Annotated in this window: 14 protein-coding genes; 7 read left to right on the top strand and 7 right to left on the bottom strand. The window is 31.3% G+C overall.

What is annotated here, in order from left to right:
- Positions 1-73: 73 nt before the first annotated feature.
- Together ACY2IJ_RS05365 and ACY2IJ_RS05360 are read right to left on the bottom strand one after the other, a co-directional pair.
- Positions 74-1,123 carry an ABC transporter permease gene (locus tag ACY2IJ_RS05365; RefSeq protein ID WP_476726126.1) on the bottom strand — a complete coding sequence of 350 codons (1,050 nt, stop codon included), beginning with the start codon at positions 1,121-1,123 and terminating at the stop codon, positions 74-76.
- A gap of 10 nt (positions 1,124-1,133) precedes the next feature.
- Entirely contained in the window at positions 1,134-3,236 is a 2,103-nt protein-coding gene (locus ACY2IJ_RS05360) for a carboxy terminal-processing peptidase (protein WP_476726125.1), read from the bottom strand.
- Positions 3,237-3,394: 158 nt separating this feature from the next.
- Here ACY2IJ_RS05360 and surE point away from each other — a divergent pair, with 158 nt between their 5' ends.
- From surE to ACY2IJ_RS05340, 4 genes are read left to right on the top strand one after another with little or no spacing between them, the layout of a single operon-like run.
- Positions 3,395-4,174: a 5'/3'-nucleotidase SurE gene (gene surE / locus ACY2IJ_RS05355; protein WP_476726124.1), complete on the top strand. Its 780-nt coding sequence runs from the start codon at positions 3,395-3,397 to the stop codon at positions 4,172-4,174.
- Positions 4,167-4,457, top strand: coding sequence for a hypothetical protein (locus tag ACY2IJ_RS05350; RefSeq protein ID WP_476726123.1), 291 nt, complete (start codon positions 4,167-4,169; stop codon positions 4,455-4,457). The genes surE and ACY2IJ_RS05350 overlap by 8 nt, the downstream gene beginning before the upstream one ends.
- Entirely contained in the window at positions 4,458-5,564 is a 1,107-nt protein-coding gene (lpxB, locus tag ACY2IJ_RS05345; protein ID WP_476726122.1) for a lipid-A-disaccharide synthase, read from the top strand.
- 22 nt (positions 5,565-5,586) lie between these two features.
- A complete protein-coding gene (locus ACY2IJ_RS05340) occupies positions 5,587-7,581 on the top strand; it encodes a ComEC/Rec2 family competence protein (RefSeq protein ID WP_476726121.1) in 1,995 nt (664 codons plus the stop codon).
- On the opposite strand, the gene ACY2IJ_RS05335 is transcribed toward ACY2IJ_RS05340, so the two are convergent.
- The 4 genes from ACY2IJ_RS05335 to ACY2IJ_RS05320 all read right to left on the bottom strand — a co-directional run bounded on the left by ACY2IJ_RS05335 (position 7,578) and on the right by ACY2IJ_RS05320 (position 13,317).
- Positions 7,578-8,099: a thioredoxin family protein gene (locus ACY2IJ_RS05335; protein WP_476726120.1), complete on the bottom strand. Its 522-nt coding sequence runs from the start codon at positions 8,097-8,099 to the stop codon at positions 7,578-7,580. The genes ACY2IJ_RS05340 and ACY2IJ_RS05335 overlap by 4 nt on opposite strands.
- Before the next feature lie 62 nt (positions 8,100-8,161).
- Positions 8,162-9,925: a peptide MFS transporter gene (locus ACY2IJ_RS05330; protein ID WP_476726119.1), complete on the bottom strand. Its 1,764-nt coding sequence runs from the start codon at positions 9,923-9,925 to the stop codon at positions 8,162-8,164.
- A gap of 118 nt (positions 9,926-10,043) precedes the next feature.
- Positions 10,044-11,390 (bottom strand): DUF5723 family protein, encoded by a 1,347-nt coding sequence (locus tag ACY2IJ_RS05325; protein ID WP_476726118.1) that lies wholly within the window; start codon positions 11,388-11,390, stop codon positions 10,044-10,046.
- Between the two features lie 10 nt (positions 11,391-11,400).
- The gene (locus ACY2IJ_RS05320) at positions 11,401-13,317 is read right to left on the bottom strand and encodes a hypothetical protein (RefSeq protein ID WP_476726117.1); all 1,917 of its coding nucleotides are present in this window, start codon (positions 13,315-13,317) and stop codon (positions 11,401-11,403) included.
- A gap of 135 nt (positions 13,318-13,452) precedes the next feature.
- Here ACY2IJ_RS05320 and ACY2IJ_RS05315 point away from each other — a divergent pair, with 135 nt between their 5' ends.
- Complete coding sequence (locus ACY2IJ_RS05315; RefSeq protein WP_476726116.1) at positions 13,453-14,724, top strand: hydroxymethylglutaryl-CoA reductase, degradative; 1,272 nt, start codon at positions 13,453-13,455, stop codon at positions 14,722-14,724.
- Positions 14,724-15,650: a GYDIA family GHMP kinase gene (locus tag ACY2IJ_RS05310; protein ID WP_476726115.1), complete on the top strand. Its 927-nt coding sequence runs from the start codon at positions 14,724-14,726 to the stop codon at positions 15,648-15,650. Before ACY2IJ_RS05315 ends, ACY2IJ_RS05310 begins: the two co-directional genes overlap by 1 nt.
- On the opposite strand, the gene ACY2IJ_RS05305 is transcribed toward ACY2IJ_RS05310, so the two are convergent.
- Positions 15,647-16,171 (bottom strand): IS1096 element passenger TnpR family protein, encoded by a 525-nt coding sequence (locus ACY2IJ_RS05305; protein WP_476726114.1) that lies wholly within the window; start codon positions 16,169-16,171, stop codon positions 15,647-15,649. The two genes, ACY2IJ_RS05310 and ACY2IJ_RS05305, sit on opposite strands and share 4 nt — an antisense overlap.
- A gap of 79 nt (positions 16,172-16,250) precedes the next feature.
- Here ACY2IJ_RS05305 and ACY2IJ_RS05300 point away from each other — a divergent pair, with 79 nt between their 5' ends.
- Positions 16,251-16,664 (top strand): PaaI family thioesterase, encoded by a 414-nt coding sequence (locus ACY2IJ_RS05300; protein ID WP_476726113.1) that lies wholly within the window; start codon positions 16,251-16,253, stop codon positions 16,662-16,664.
- Positions 16,665-16,671 lie beyond the last annotated feature (7 nt).

Here is a 16,671-nt window from a genome sequence, read left to right as displayed (position 1 = left end):
CTAAATTATGCTTAAAAAAGAACAACCAAAGCAACGTATGTTTAATAAACTGTTGATTTTGGTTTTTTAAGATTTAAGAGTTGTTTTTAACATCCCATTTGTCTCTTAAAAGATTTCCTATAATCATAAAAGAAAGAACAAGCAATACAATTAAAGTCCCTGGAATTACAGCTAAATAAGCTTTTCCTGTTACAATGTAGTTGTAGTGATTTTTAATAATAATTCCCCAAGATGGAGTGGGTGGTTGAGCCCCTAAGCCCAAAAAACTCAATCCGCTTTCTACTAATATTGATGCCGCAAAATTAGAAGCAGAAATAACAATAACAGGTCCTATAATGTTGGGAATAATATGTTTGATAATAATTCGAAAATCTGACAAGCCCAAAACTTTTGCAGCTTCTATGTATTGAAGATTTTTTACACTTTTGGTTTGTCCTCTAACTACTCTGGCAACTTCTACCCACATAGTTAATCCAACGGCTACGTAAATTTGCCACAAACCTTTTCCTAAGCTCACAGTAATAGCAATAACCAATAAAATGGTAGGAATAGACCAGGTAATGTTTATTAGCCACATAATTACACTATCTATAAATCCGCCGTAATAACCAGCAATGGCTCCAAGTAGTAAACCTATAATTAAAGAAATGGTTACAGCAACTACTCCTATAGAAAAAGAAATACGAGCTCCTACAATTAATCTACTCAATAAATCTCTTCCGTATTTATCTGTCCCTAACCAAAATGTTTTTTGAATTACTTTTACTTGATCGGTTTTGGCAATGGCTAAAAAATCATTTTGTAGTTGAGGTTTGTAGTGAATATGGTTGGCTGTAATTTTGTAATTGGGTTGAATAGGAGTTTCTTTTATGTAAGCATTACTTCCGTTTAAAAATTTATTCCACAGGCTTTGTTTTGTTGTGTTAGATGTTTCTTGTAGCATATAAGTTGTAAAACCAGGAGGTTTTGCCTGAATGGTTACATGCATGGTGTTGGCATTAGAGGTGTTGTCTGGTGCTATAAAGTAAGCAAACAATGCTACCAAACTACCAAAACATATAAAGCCAACACAAAGGTTGGCTAGTATATGTTTAGAATTAAAAATGTTTTTAAGAAACTTCATAGGCTAGTGCTTATTGAGCAACTTTTAATAAGCTAAGAGTTTCTAAAGCTTCATTTACATAAATATCATCATGTAAATTTTTGTGCCAAGCAGTACGTTTGTCTTTTAAAATACTGTCGGTTTGTATTAATGTATTTTCATAGCCAGGAAATGTAAATTTGTATGGCGAATCGTATTTTAAAATATCTTTATATTTTTCTGCTTCTAAATTTAATTGTTCCTGATCTGATTGAAATGTTTTTAAGTTTAAAGAATAAGATAAATTTTCTTGATTTCTTTTTAACCATTTGGCATATTCGTCAATTTTATTAAACTGTTTATTACTGCCAATACTTTGTTGGATTTTTGACACAACTTGGGTGAAATTGCTGTAAAAATTGGTGGATTTGTAATTGGCCTTGGCTATTTGATCCCAGTTTAAAGGAGCTTCTAGTTTGCTTTCTGCAATGTCTAAATAGCTATATCTATCTGGCATAACAATATCAGAACTTACACCTTTTAACTGTGTAGAACCTCCATTAATTCGGTAAAACTTTTGAATGGTTAATTTTAAAGCTCCTAAATCATCACCGTAATTTAAGTATTGATTGATTGGAATTACATTTTGTACAGTTCCTTTTCCGTACGTTTGCTTGCTACCAATAATAATAGCTCTTTTATAATCTTGCATTGCTGCAGCTAATATTTCTGATGCAGAGGCAGATAACTCGTTTACCATAATAACCAAAGGACCGTTCCATATAATTTTGCTATCCTCATCATTTCTAATGTCTGGTTTGTTGTTTTTGTATTTTACTTGTACAACAGGCCCTTTTTCTATAAACAATCCAGCAATATCAATAGCGGTGCTTAAAGAACCACCTCCGTTGTTTCTTAAATCAATAGCCAAACCTTCTATACCATCTTTTTTTAACTCTTCAATTTCTTTGCGCATGTCTATAGCAGAGTTGCGTTGCTCTTGCTTGCTAAAATCTATATAGAATTTTGGTAAGTGAATAATTCCGTACTTTTTACCATTTTTAATAGCAATAGATGATTTTACAAAAGTGTCTTCAAACTCTACAATATCTCTAACAATGGCTATTTTTTTATACGTATTGTCTACCTTTTTTACGGTTAATACAACAGTAGTTCCTTTTTTACCTTTAATTAGTTCAATAGCATCAGATAAACGCATTCCTACAATATCTGTAGGCTCTCCTTTTTCTCCTTGTGCAACTTTTACAATATAATCACCTACTTCTAAATCTCCTTGTTTGTAGGCAGGACCTCCAGGAATTAATTCTACTATTTTTGTGTATCCTCTTTCGTCAGACAAACGAGCTCCAATTCCTTCTATAGAACCAGCCATGCTAGAGTCAAATCTCTTTTTCATGTCTGGAGCAAAGTAACTTGTGTGCGGATCAAATTGTGCAGTAATGCAATTTAAAAACACAGCAAAGCGTTCACTATCTAGTGTTTGATGTTCGTAGTAAAACAAATCTTTAATATTGTCTAGTGTTTTTTCTCTGGCCTTTTTTTCTAAAGCATTAAAACTTTGTTGTGTATAGTTTTTGTCTTCTTTGGCTTTGTTTTCCTCTTCTTTTAAGTAATCACTTAATTTGTTGATGGTTGAAAATTTTAAATGTTTTCTCCAAATATTAAATTGATCATCTTTGTTAACTGGATATTCAGACGTTTTAGGATCAAGGTTAATACTTTCTTTAAGGGTGTAATCAAACTTGTTTTTTAAAATTTCTTCATACATGCTTTCTGTTTCCTTTAATCTAATAGTAAAGGTTTCGGTAACTTCGTTGTAAAAAGTAAATTTTCTTCGAATAATTTGATTGTCTATATCGTGATAATATTTTTTGAATTGAGCAATATCACTTGCTAAAAAATATCTTTTATAAGGATCTAAATTTTCTATAAAATTGTTAAAAATTCCTTCAGAAAAAGTGTCATCAATTTGTTTAGGTTCATAGTGCCCTTTTTCTAAAATAAAACGCAAGGCTTCCATAAGTACCTGATCTTTTTCAGGATTTTTTTCTGATTGATGGTCTTTAAAACTGTAAAATACTGATACCCCAATAATTAAGGTAAGAATGTATAAGTGCTTAATGTATTTTTTCATTTAAATTTGGTGTATTCTGTAATAAGAGCTACTAAATTAGTTTTTTTTTATAGGAATTTAAATAATTCAATCAAATCATTTAAATAATCGTTAAACAGTGTAAATCCTTATCAAAGCTAAATATAATATGCTAAATTTGTTTATCAACATTTTTAGATATGACAAAAAGTAAGCCAAAAATATTAGTAACCAATGATGATGGTATTACTGCCAAAGGAATTAGAACGTTAATTAAAGAAATGTGTAAGCTTGGAGATGTTTATGTGGTTGCTCCAGACAAACCTCAAAGTGGTAAAGGTCATGCCATTACCATTGATGCCATTTTAGAATTAAAGCCTCAAAAAGTTGAGGGAGATGCCATTCAAGAAGTTTCTTGTACAGGAACTCCGGCCGATTGTGTAAAATTAGCTATTAATGAAGTCTTAGATACAAAACCAGATTTATGCGTATCGGGAATTAATCATGGAAGTAATTCCTCTATTAGTGTTATTTATTCGGGAACTATGAGTGCTGCTATTGAGGCAGGAATAGAAGGAATTCCGTCTATTGGTTTTTCTTTGTGTGATTATTCTAAAGATGCCGATTTTAGTCAAGCAAAATATTATGTACGCAAAATAGCCAAAGAAGTTTTAGAAAATGGGTTGCCAGATGGAGTGGTGTTAAATGTAAATTTTCCTAAAATATCTGTAAATCCGTACAAAGGAATAAAAGTTTGTAGACAAGCAAGAGCGAATTGGAGAGAAAAGTTTGACAAAAGAATAAACCCCATAGGAAAAGAATATTTTTGGTTAACAGGTCAGTTTGAAAATTTAGATGCAGGAGAAGATACAGATGAGTATTGGTTGGCTCAAAATTACATATCGCTAGTACCTATACAGTTTGATTTAACCGCCCATCATATGATTCAAAAATTAAATACATGGAGCTTAAATGAATAGTATTCAGAAAGATGTTTTGCTAGGAGTTGCTGTAGGTGTATTGGTTTGTTTGTTAGGAACCTTTTTATATGTTGTAATAGCTTTGCCCAAAACGTCTGTTTCTAATATGCTATCAGTATTAATTAAAGAGAACTTACTGTTTAAGGTAATTACTTTAGGGGCTTTGCCTAATTTATTGGTTTTTCAATATTTTATTAAAAAAAACAAACTTTACGAAGCTAGAGGTGTGTTAATGGCTGTAGTTTTAATAGCTCTCTTTTTTATAATTTACAATACAATTTAAATGAAATATTACATCATTGCCGGTGAGGCCTCTGGAGATTTACACGGAGCAAATTTAATGAAAGCTCTACAAGAAAAAGATGCAAATGCTGAGTTTCGTTTTTTTGGAGGAGATTTAATGCAACAAGTAGGAGGTACTTTGGTAAAACATTACAAAGAACTTGCTTTTATGGGCCTATTAGAGGTGTTAAAAAACATAAGAAGTATATTTAAAAATATTGATTTTTGTAAAAAAGATGTCTTAAACTTTCAGCCCGATGTATTGATTTTAATTGATTACCCTGGATTTAATTTAAGAATAGCAGAGTTTGCTAAAAAGAACGGAATAAAAGTTCATTATTATATTTCGCCTAAAATATGGGCATGGAAAGAAAACAGAATTCATAAAATTAAAAAGAATGTAGATCACATGCATGTGATTTTTCCTTTTGAGGTAGATTATTTTAAGAACAAACACAATTACAACGTAAATTATGTGGGAAACCCTTTGTTAGATGAAATTGCACAAAGAGAGCCTATTAATGAAACTGAGTTTAGAGAGGAGCATAATTTAGGAACCAAACCCATAATAGCTTTGTTGCCAGGTAGTAGAACACAAGAAATTACTAAAATTTTAAGTGTAATGTTAACTGTTGTCGATGTGTTTAAAGACTATCAATTTGTAATTGCAGGTGCACCAAGTAAAGAAAAAGAATTTTATATGCCTTTTATGGCTAAAACCGATGTTAAGTTTATTGCTAATAAAACGTATGATTTGTTGTCTGTTTCTACAGCAGCATTGGTTACTTCTGGAACCGCAACTTTAGAAACTGCCTTATTCAAAGTGCCTCAAGTAGTCTGTTATAAAACTAGCGGATTGACCTATTTTATAGGGAATTTATTGGTTAAAATAGAATTCTTTTCTTTGGTTAATTTGGTAATGCAAAGAGAGGTTGTAACAGAATTGTTACAGCATAGTTTTAACAAAGAAACTTTAATTACAGAGTTAAGCAATATTCTTTCTGGTGAAGGAAGAGAAATGATGTTATCTGACTACGAAGAACTAGCAGAAAAGTTAGGAAACGTAGGGGCTTCTAAAAAACTAGCAGACAGTATTTTAAATGCATAATTTTTTATAGCTTTAAGTAGCTATGAAATTATTATTGTCCTATGTGCCTTTTCAGGTGCTAATAGGTGTGCTATTGGGGATTTTATTTCCTCATAATAATCGCACTTTATTATTAACAATTGTGTTTTTGCTCTTGCTTGTATTTTTAACAAGAGTAAGGAATATTGTGGTTAAAAATTACTGCATTTTAGGGGTAACTATTTTAGGAGGAATTGTTGTAGGTTGGCTTTCTATTGCAATAAACAATCCGTTACATAAAGAAAATCATTACGTACATAAAACAGAACCAAGCAACGTTTACACGTTAGAAGTTACAGTTGTAAAACGCTTAAAATCTTCAAAGAAATTTTTTAGATACTATGCAGCGGTAAATGCAGCAAATAAAGAAGTACTAACAGGTTTGTTATTGGTAGAAGTTTATAAAGATTGTGTCCAAGAAAACAAGTTAAACGTTGGCGATAAGTTTTTGTGTAAAACCCAAATTGAACGTATAAAAAAGCCTAGCTCTCCCTATGATTTTAATTATAAAAAATACTTGTCTTTCAAAAAAGTATATGGAAAAATTAAACTTAAGAACTATATTAAAATAGGTGTAAGTACAAATTTACTCTACTCCATACAAAATTACAGAACTACAATTGTAAATAAATTACAAGCATCAGTTTTGTCTACTAAAACAAAGAGTTTGTTAATGGCAATGCTTTTAGGAGATAAAGAACAATTGTCTAAAGAATTACAAGTTTCTTTTGCCAATGCTGGAGTTGTTCACTTAATAGCAATTTCAGGAATGCATGTTGGTGTATTGTACATATTACTGTTCTATACCTTTAAGTTTTTAAATACAATTAAATACGGAAACTTTATACATGTTTTTACCGTTGTAATTTGTTTGTGGGGTTTTGCTGTTTTTTCAGGATTGTCTAGTTCTGTTGTAAGATCTGTAACCATGTTTAGCTTTATTATTATGGCCAAGTTAATCAGAAAAAAAGGACTGTTGTTAGAGCCCATTATAAGTTCAATGCTGGTTCTTTTAATTTTAAACCCCAATTATTTATCTGATGTTGGCTTTCAATTGAGTTATACAGCAGTTATTAGCATTGTGGTTTTTTATCCGTTATTAACTAAAAAAATAAAATTAAACAATAAGATTATCAAATATTTTGTAGATGTAATTATTGTATCTGTAGTTGCTCAATTAGGGGTGCTACCTATTACTTTGTATTATTTTCATCAATTACCCTTACAGTTTTTAATGGCTAATTTTGTAGCTGTTTCTTTATTACCTGTAGTGTTGTATGGTGGTTTTTTAGTGTTGATGAAAGTTTTAGTCATAAAAAACTTTACATGGATAGAATTTTATTTTGATGAGTTTATAGCACTATATATTTATGTTATTGATTATTTTTCTTCTTTAGAGCACTTGATTTTAAAAAACATAAGTATTTCAAGTATTCATGTTTACGGATATTATATTTTGTTATTCCTGATTTGGTGGTGTTTTCAGAAGAAAACAATAAAAACAAGTTTGTTTTTTTTAATAGGAGTTCTTTGTTTGCAAATAATAGATGTATGTTTTACATACAATACCCATCAAAAAGAGGAATTAATTGTATACAACAATCCAATAAACACAATTGTTAGTGTAAAAAAACAAAAGCAATTGTGGGTGTTTACAGATTCTCTGATTCATAGTCAAGTTCATCAGAACAGAATTAAAAATAGAATTAAAAATGTATACCAAACAAAAGCTAAAGTAATTAAGTTCAAAGGAGACACTTACTTGTTTGTAGATAGTAATGTTGCTTATTCTGAATTAAATATCAAAGGAGTTATTTTAATAATAGCTAACAATCCTAAGGTAAATATAGAACGAGTACTTAAAAAACTGCAACCTAAAATTGTGATAGTTGGAGCTAATAATTATTTGTCTAATATTTTAAAATGGAAAAGCACTTGTAAAAAATTACAAGTGCTTTGTTATGATGTGCGTTTAGAAGGATTTTATATGGTAAACTAAAGCTTGCTTTTAAAATCTTTTTCAAAAGCTTCCCAATCCTTCGTTAAATAAGTTTCTTGATGCATAAAGTTGATTAGTTTTTCCATAATAGGTTTTTTTAAATAACCGGGTGCAACATAAACAACTTTTTCTTCTTTGTTAAAAAATACGGTTGAAGGGTAGCTAAGTTGTCCTTTTAAAATTACTTCAGCAAACTCATGATGTCCTCTTCTTCCTCTTGTAATATAATTAAAAGTTTGTCCGTTAAAGGTTAAAGGTTCTTTTTGTTCAGCATCAAACTTAACAGCATAATAGTTTGTATTAATATAATCTATAATTACATTGTTTGTATAGGTTTCTTTATCCATTACTTTACACCAATGACACCAATCTGTGTATACATCTACTATAATAGGTTTAGGATTGGTTTTGTTTTTAGCAATGGCCTCTTCAAAAGTAATCCAATTAATTTCTTTGGGTTCTGGGTTTGCAAGTAATAGAGTTGGAATTAAGAAAAGGGTTAAGAATATATTTTTCATTTTAGGTATAGATTAAAAATTTAGAAATTAAGTCTGTATTTGTTTGAAAAACTTACAATATGTTATGTAATACCATGCATTTTTCGTACCAAAGTTTTGTTTAGCAAAGCTATAATAATACCTGCAATTATTGGTACAGCGGTAAAAATTAAAAAGAATGTAGATAAATCGTATGCCTTGGTAATAGTTTCTATTTGTCCTCCTAAAGTACCTGCTAATTTATTTCCTATAGCAATGGCTAAATACCACATTCCGTACATAAAACCAATCATTTTTGCAGGCACTAATTTGCTTACTTGTGACAATCCTAAAGGAGATAGACAAAGTTCTCCTAATGTATGGAATAGGTATGCCATAATTAACCAAATCATGCTTACTTTAATAGAACCTGCAACAGCATCTGATGGAATTGTGTTAGCACCGTAAGATAAAAAGGCAAAACCAATTCCTAATAAAATTAATCCTAAACCATATTTTTGAGCAGAGGTTGGGTTGTATTTACTTTCCCACCACTTAGAAAAAAAGGATGCAAAAGCAATAATAAAAAAGGAGTTTAAGGTACTAAACCAAGCTACAGTAACCACAGTAAGATCCGAAGAAAATTCTTGATACAACATACCTCCAACAATTCCCCAAATAACCAAAAAACTAATGATTAAAATCCAGTTAGATATTTTAATGGTTTTGTGAGTTTGTTTGTATAGCAACCATAAAACCCAAGAAATAATAAGTAATGGTATTACAGTTAATAAGGTATTAACAATGTTAAAAAGCACAGCGTAATTACCTGTTAATTCTCTTTGTGTATAATCTCTAGCAAAAATAATAAGTGAGGTAGCTCCTTGTTCAAAAGACATCCAAAAGAAAACAGTAAATAAAGCAAAAACAATTAAAGCAATCATTCGGTCTCTAACTATTTTTTGACACCTAACAATTCTACTAATTACCAAAAATAAAAAGGCAAACAAGGCAATTATAATGAGTTCTGTAGCTCCGGAAATATGATCAGAAATTCCTAGAAATACTTGAGGTAGTAAATTGACATTTGCTATTTTGGAACTAGGGTCATTTAATAAATAAAGCAATCCAATAACAGAACTAATGACAATTAAAATTTTATCAATATTGGTAAAATGATTTGTCTTTTCGGGATGGATGGTGTTTTTTTCAACTTTTAAAGGAACTTCTCCAATTTTTCCAAAAAGAGGAGATGCCAACCAAAATTGCAAAGTACCAAAGAGCATAAAAATTCCGGCCAAACCAAAACCATAAGCCCAACCTTGTGTTTCTGCTAAATAACCACATAGCATCATTCCAAAAAAAGCACCTGCATTTACTCCCATATAATAAATGGTAAAGGCACCATCTTTTTTCTCGGGAACACGAGTGTACATTTCAGAAATAATAGAAGTCATGTTAGGTTTAAAAAAACCAGTTCCTAGAACTAATAATGTTAAACCAATGTATAAGGTAGCTTCTGTTTCTAGAGCCATGGCAGCATGGCCTAAAGTCATAATACCAGCACCAATAACAACCGCCCATTTGTAACCTGTAATTTTATCGGCAATAATTCCGCCCAAAATAGGAGTGATGTATAATAAACCTGCATAGGTACCAAATAAGGCTCCCGCTTGCTCGGCACTCCATCCCCAACCAGGATTGTTTACACCTGTAATGGCCATGGTTAAAAAATTAACCAACAAAACCCTCATTCCATAAAAAGAAAATCGTTCCCACATTTCTGTAAAGAACAATACAAACAATCCCGAGGGGTGTCCTAATACAGTTTTTTGGTTGGTTTTGCTACCGCCGTATATAAATTCCATACATTAAATTATTTAGAAAGCTAAAAATACACTTTTTACCTAGAATTTATTAGGTATCAAAAGCAAAAAAGCTGTCTAATTAAAGACAGCTTTTTTAAATATATAAATTGATTATTTTTTACAACCATTTATTGTAACCAAATACAAAGTTCAAACCAAATCTAATGTTGGCTTGTCTTATATCTTCTACAGGTCCTAATAATTTGTTTAGGTTGTCTGATGCTAAATAAATTTGCAAAGGACCTATTTTTGTAGCTAAGTTTACTCCTAAATCAATATCTCCTTGATCATTTTTAATACCTGCTACACCATAAGTAGTTCTGTCTAAAGCAAGGTTGTACCCTAAAGCAAGAATAGCTTCACTATCCTCTAATTTATGGTTGTTGTACATAGTAGCTCTAAATTGGTGAACATTCGCTAATTTGTAACTAGCAGATAAATAAGAGGTGGTCATTAAAGAAGTTTTGTAAGAAGAACCTTCTCTTTCACTAGCATCTAGTTTACCAGTTTCTACCAAGGCTTCTAATTCCTCAAGTACATCATTATCAGACCTTAAATCTGTACCATCGTGCTTTAAGTCTGTAACGTCTTCTAAATAGTATTCTTTTACATTTTCTTTCCAAGTAATAGAACCTATGTCGTTAACAGCAGCTTCAATGACTAAGTTAGGAATGATCTCATAGCTCGCACCTATATCAAAACCAATTCCTGAGTTAGCTGTACTAAATTCTTCGTCTTCATCTCCTGTTAAACCAGCACTTCTTGCGAAAGCATTGTTTGTGTTAACGGTCCAAGACATATCGTTGTTTATGTCTATTTGTGCCGTTCCATCTTCTTCGGTAGAACCGTTAGAAATACCTATTAAATATTTAACTCTAACACCAACAGCTAATTTGTCTTTCAAGAATTGTTGTGTAAAACCAACTCCTCCTTCAACATAAGAAGTTACGTCTACATTGTCATCAATAATAATACTGTTTCCTGTTTTGGCTAAACCATCATTAAATAAATTTAACAATCCGTTTTTACTCATTTGCCAATTTACATTACTTTTTTGATTGACAAAGAAAGATAACGATCCGTGTTTACGTTTAAAAGCAAGGTTTAAAATATTAACACTTTGTATTAGTGATAGGTCATTGTAATCACCATCAGTTAGATCGTATATGTTTTGAAAGTTGTAATCTAATCTTTCTGTATCGTTACCAAATTGATCTGTTGTGTTTTCTGTTCCTGCTTCTACAGTAAGTAAATCAGAACTAGAAAAACCATTACTAAATGATAAAGAAACCCCAGGCAAACCAAAAGAAAAAGAGTTTTTTGGAATGTATACGGGAGATACATCTGTAGATTGTTGTACATAATCTCCTAAATGGAAAAATGAAATTTGACTTTGTGCTTTGGCACTGTTTGTTAACAAGACAGTGAAAGCAGTTGCTGCTATTAATTTTATTGAATTTTTCATTGTCTTGTTTTTAGTTGTTATCGTCATCTTCGTCTTCAGAAACTGTAAAATCTCCTATAAGAGATAAATCTAATCTTACCTTGTCTGTGCTTTGAATTTTAGCAGCTCCTTTGTTTGTTGTATCAAATTCAATAATTGCTTGAATGTGAGTTACGTTTGTTAAAGCACTAATTTCTTCGCTGTTAAATTGTACAGTGGTAGTAGTAGCATCTATAGTTGTTGTTCCTTCTTTTAAATCTCCGTTAGCATCTATAACATATTTAGAAAAACCATTAGGTCCAATAGGAGCTGCTTCCATTAATGATGCAGGCTTTACAAAGTCTACAGTGTTATTATTAGCATCTGTATATTGTACCAATACATAATTTGGATTAGCTTCAGTTCCTTTATTTTCCATAAATTCTAGTTTTATAGAACCTTTTAAAGGAATAGAGTTTTTTGTGTAAAGGTTTAAAGATAAAGAGTTAACGCTATCTTCTAAGTCGTCAATATCATCAAAGTCAAACTCAAAAGGGTCTGGAGTAAATGCCAAACCATCAAAACTAACATATAAAGGCAATTCTACATCTAAAGAAACCGTTAAGGCATCATTTATTCCAAATGTATTATTGTTTCCTGAAGGAGAGTTAGGGTTAGAAAATGCATTTACATTGATGTTAAACTTAGTTGGTTTTTCTTTAAGTAAGTTTCCTAGGTTTGAGTTTTCGTTACTAAAAGTAATACTTGTAGAAACACCAGCACCAGAAGCCCCTGCGTTTATAACAGCATAATGATCGGTAGTGTTTCCAGGAGTATCTGTATTGTCTACAATGTTTGCAGAAGTTTGAGAGATAGCTAATTTATTGTTAGCAGTAGCATCTGTAGTTATATCATCTAAAGTTAATCCAACAGGAAATCCATATTCATTTGTAGCTGTAATTGTAAATTTAGGATTTTCAAAGTCTATAGAACCTTCTCCTAGTTCTTCAAAAAAGTTTAAATCAAATGTTTTATTCTCTACATTAAAATCAGATTGTTTAAAGTCTCCTTCGGCACTGTTTACTTTAGGGTTTGCAAGTGTAATGGTATAGGTTAAGTCATCTGTAATTTTAATTTCATCGTCGATAGTATAAGCTATAGTTGCATCTAATTCTACAGCTATATTATTGAAACCATTTTTGGTAACATTTGGAGATAATTCGTCATAAGTAAAATTAAAGTCATATTCATTTAAATTTACTGTAATTGAGGTGTTTTTTCGATTTTGATCACTAGCAGTCTGGTCTCTTGGAAGTGTGAATTTTTGGTAATAACTGTTAGGGAAATTTGGGTTTGTATATAAATGAGCTGGATCAGCAGGGTTTTTTCTTTTTATAGATGGAATTGTAAAAAACACTTCAACCTCAGATTGATTGTTAGAGCTTAGCGTAATTGTAAAAGTACCTTCTGAAAAATTAGCCTTTGTTAAATCAAAGTCTAGAGAAGCTCCTCCTTCTTTTGTGAATTCTTGAATTTTTCTAAACTTTTTTTTGCTGACAGCATCTAGTTTATCATCCGCTGTATCATTAGATCCGTAGGTATATTCTGTTGCTCCACCAGAAAAGTCATCATTATCAAAGAATTGAAAGTCTCCAGCAAATGTTTGGTCATCAACACTTACAAAACTTTCGTTTCCGGCAGCACTAAGTGTTTCAGAGTAAGAAAAACTAACTAAAGATTTTCCGTTATCGTCAATAGTACCTACTTCAATGTCGTCACCAATTTCTTCAAATAGTTCTTTGGCAGAGTATTCTGAGTAACCAATTTTTAATCCTACAGCAATGCTAGGGTCATTAATTTCTTTTTCATAGAAGGAAGTATCGAAAGTTTCCGAACATCCTATTAGGTTTAAACACAGTCCGGTAACTAAAAGACTGTGAATACCTATGCGGTGGGTAAAGTTTTTCATATTGTTTTTGTATAGTTGAGTCCCAAAAATAGGAAATATATGTCGATTAACAAATGTTAAAATGATAATAATCGTTATGATAATATTAAGATTTATGAATGTATATTTGCTTTTTAAAACAATTTTACAATTCATATGTCTCAGTTAGTCTCAGGTTTTTCCAAATTTACCAAGCAAGAAAAAATAAATTGGTTGGTTTCCAATTTTTTACAAGAAAATAAAAATGCCACTGAAACTCTAAGTTTGTATTGGAATTCTGACAAACAATTACAGCAATTGCACGATGATTTTATAGAAAACACTATCTCTAATTATTACATGCCCTTTGGGATTGCTCCTAATTTTGTGATTAATGGAAAGAATTACACCATTCCTATGGCTATAGAAGAAAGTTCTGTGGTTGCAGCTGCTTCTTTAGTCGCAAAATTTTGGTCGGATAAAGGTGGATTTAAAGCTACTGTTATAGATATGGTAAAAGTTGGACAAGTCCATTTTATGTTTACAGGAGATAAAAAAGATTTAGAAGATTATTTTATTGTTAAAAAAGAAGCTTTATACAAAGCAACTGAAAGCATTACTAAGAATATGCGCAAACGCGGTGGTGGAATTCTAGATATTGAATTGCGAGATAAAACTTTAGAGTTAGAAAATTACTATCAATTGCATGTAACTTTTGAAACTAAAGACTCTATGGGAGCCAATTTTATAAATTCTTGTCTAGAGGCAATGGCACAAGAGTTTAAGAAAGATGGAGTTGAAATAGTAATGAGTATTTTGTCTAATTATGTTCCAAATTGTGTTGTGCGTGCAGAGGTGAGTTGTGAAGTTGAAAAATTACACACTACAGATGGTGCTTTATTTGCAAAAAAAATGGAACAAGCGGTGGCTATTGCAAACGTAGAGCCTTATAGAGCGGTAACGCATAATAAAGGAGTAATGAATGGGGTAGATGCTGTGGTTATTGCTACTGGAAATGATTTTAGAGCTATTGAGGCAGGAGTTCATGCATATGCTTCAAAATCGGGTAGGTATAAAAGTTTAACATCTTGTAAGGTTCAAAATGGAATTTTTACTTTTTCTATAGAAATTCCTTTGGCATTGGGTACAGTTGGAGGTTTAACAAGTACGCATCCTTTATCTAAGTTATCTTTAGAAATGCTAGGAAATCCTAGTGCTAAAGAATTAATGCAAATTATTGCAGTGGCTGGTTTGGCACAAAATTATGCCGCTTTAAGAGCGTTAACAACCACGGGAATTCAAGAAGGACACATGAAAATGCACCTGGTAAATATTTTAAATCAACTAGAGGCAACTGAGCAAGAAAAAGAAAAAGTAACTCAAAAATTAAAAGGAAAATTAGTTAGTTATAGTGGTGTAGAAGAAACACTAAATAAAATAAGAGCTTAATGGAAAACTATTATAGCAATGGTAAATTGTTGATTTCTGCAGAGTATTTGGTTTTAGATGGTGCATTGGCTTTGGCATTGCCAACCAAATATGGACAAGATTTACAGGTTTTACCAACTGATGAACAACTTTTAAACTGGAAAAGTTTTAATGTACATAAAAAGTGTTGGTTTACAGCTTCTTTTGACATGGCAACATTTGCAATTAAATTTTGTAATTCCGATGAGGTTGATGCAAATAAAATAGCCACTACTTTACAAACAATTTTAAAAACCACTAGAAATTTAAATTCAAATTTTCTTTTAAATTCTACGGGAGTCAATGTTAGTACGCATTTAACATTTCCAAACCAATGGGGCTTGGGTACTTCATCAACCTTAATTAATAGCATAGCAACTTGGGGGCAAGTAAATGCGTTTGAGTTGTTAGAAAAATCTTTTGGAGGAAGTGGTTATGATATTGCTTGTGCCAAATACAATACAGCTATTACTTATCAGCGAAATGGAATTCATCCTGTAATTACACAAGTTAATTTTAATCCGAGTTTTGAAAGTAAGTTGTTTTTTGTGTACTTAAATCAAAAGCAAGATAGTAAGGAGGGGATTCAAATGTATAAATCGTTGTCTCTTGATAAGTCTGATTGTATAGAAAAAGTAAATCAGCTAACCCAAAAAATGATGGAAGCAAAAACGTTACAAGATTTTGAGACTATTATTTGTAATCACGAAACGGTTCTTTCACAAATTTTAAATATAAAACCTGTAAAAGAACGTTTGTTTACTGATTTTAAAGGAGCTGTTAAAAGCTTAGGTGCTTGGGGAGGAGATTTTGTTCTAGTAACAGGTGAAGAATCTTATGTTCAGGAATATTTTACGGCTAAAAATTACAAAACAATAGTTCCTTATACCCATATGATTTTAGATTAATATTTGTCTAAATCAATATCGTCTAAATTTTCAAAATCACTAAACTCGTCATAATCGTTGTCAAAATCATCGTCATCAAAATCAAAACTATCTTTAGACTTGTCTGCTACAAATTCTTTTTCTGGAGCTTTGTCTGGAGTTTCTCCAATAGACAAAATTAGTTTAGGCAATTCAGATTCTGCTGTTTTGGTCACTTCAATCAACTCGCAATAAAAGGTCCACATATTTAAGTAATCATATACATAAATAAGTTTTTCTTCAGGATCTTCTATGTTTTGTTCTAAGGTTGTGGTAGACATGCACAAAGCATCTGGAGCATCATCCATAGAGAATAATGGAATTTCTTCTCCTTGGTTCCACTCATCATCTGCTCTAAAGAAAGAAGCCATTTCTTGTCCGTTAAACCCAAATACTTGAGCTATAATTTTATGAAATTCTTCTAATGTAATTTTAGAATCGACTAATAAAGTTCTAATTACATCTTCTTTGGTGTCTAAAATGACTCTTATTTTGTATATCATCAAATAGGTACTTTAATGCCACAAAAATAGTTATAAAAGTCAATAAATACTTAATTTTACATCAATTAAAAATCAAACAATGGATTTAGAAAATGCAGTTGCAAAATTAAATCAAATTAGTAAAAATACATTAATGGAAACATTAGGTATTGAGTATACAGAGGCAGGTGAAGATTACCTTGTAGGAACTATGCCAGTGAACTCAAGAGTGCATCAACCTTTAGGAATTTTACACGGAGGTGCTACAGCGGCTTTGGCTGAAAGTGTAGGGAGTGCAGCCTCTTATTTGTTTGTAGATAACAGTAAATATATTGTAAAAGGTATAGAAATTTCGGCCAATCACATCAGAAGTAAAAAAGATGGAATAATTACTGCTAAAGCGACCTTAATTCACAGAGGAAACACAATGCATTTATGGCAAGTTGCTGTTACAGATGAAAGAGGAAAATTGATTTCTATGTGCAAAATGACAAATGTTTTATTACCTAAGTAAACTGTAA

It is taken from the genome of Wenyingzhuangia gracilariae (assembly GCF_056387575.1).
The sequence above is the reverse complement of the archived record's forward strand: the minus strand, read 5'-3'. Positions and strand labels throughout refer to the sequence as shown.

Excerpts from the sequence above, each read along its gene's own strand:
- ACY2IJ_RS05310 (WP_476726115.1), top strand. The coding sequence starts at position 14,724 with ATGGAAAACTATTATAGCAATGGTAAATTGTTGATTTCTGCAGAGTAT.
- ACY2IJ_RS05340 (WP_476726121.1), top strand. The coding sequence starts at position 5,587 with ATGAAATTATTATTGTCCTATGTGCCTTTTCAGGTGCTAATAGGTGTG.
- ACY2IJ_RS05305 (WP_476726114.1), bottom strand. The coding sequence starts at position 16,171 with ATGATATACAAAATAAGAGTCATTTTAGACACCAAAGAAGATGTAATT.
- ACY2IJ_RS05320 (WP_476726117.1), bottom strand. The coding sequence starts at position 13,317 with ATGAAAAACTTTACCCACCGCATAGGTATTCACAGTCTTTTAGTTACC.
- ACY2IJ_RS05335 (WP_476726120.1), bottom strand. The coding sequence starts at position 8,099 with ATGAAAAATATATTCTTAACCCTTTTCTTAATTCCAACTCTATTACTT.
- ACY2IJ_RS05325 (WP_476726118.1), bottom strand. The coding sequence starts at position 11,390 with ATGAAAAATTCAATAAAATTAATAGCAGCAACTGCTTTCACTGTCTTG.
- ACY2IJ_RS05365 (WP_476726126.1), bottom strand. The coding sequence starts at position 1,123 with ATGAAGTTTCTTAAAAACATTTTTAATTCTAAACATATACTAGCCAAC.
- ACY2IJ_RS05350 (WP_476726123.1), top strand. The coding sequence starts at position 4,167 with ATGAATAGTATTCAGAAAGATGTTTTGCTAGGAGTTGCTGTAGGTGTA.
- surE (WP_476726124.1), top strand. The coding sequence starts at position 3,395 with ATGACAAAAAGTAAGCCAAAAATATTAGTAACCAATGATGATGGTATT.
- ACY2IJ_RS05315 (WP_476726116.1), top strand. The coding sequence starts at position 13,453 with ATGTCTCAGTTAGTCTCAGGTTTTTCCAAATTTACCAAGCAAGAAAAA.
- lpxB (WP_476726122.1), top strand. The coding sequence starts at position 4,458 with ATGAAATATTACATCATTGCCGGTGAGGCCTCTGGAGATTTACACGGA.
- ACY2IJ_RS05300 (WP_476726113.1), top strand. The coding sequence starts at position 16,251 with ATGGATTTAGAAAATGCAGTTGCAAAATTAAATCAAATTAGTAAAAAT.
- ACY2IJ_RS05330 (WP_476726119.1), bottom strand. The coding sequence starts at position 9,925 with ATGGAATTTATATACGGCGGTAGCAAAACCAACCAAAAAACTGTATTA.
- ACY2IJ_RS05360 (WP_476726125.1), bottom strand. The coding sequence starts at position 3,236 with ATGAAAAAATACATTAAGCACTTATACATTCTTACCTTAATTATTGGG.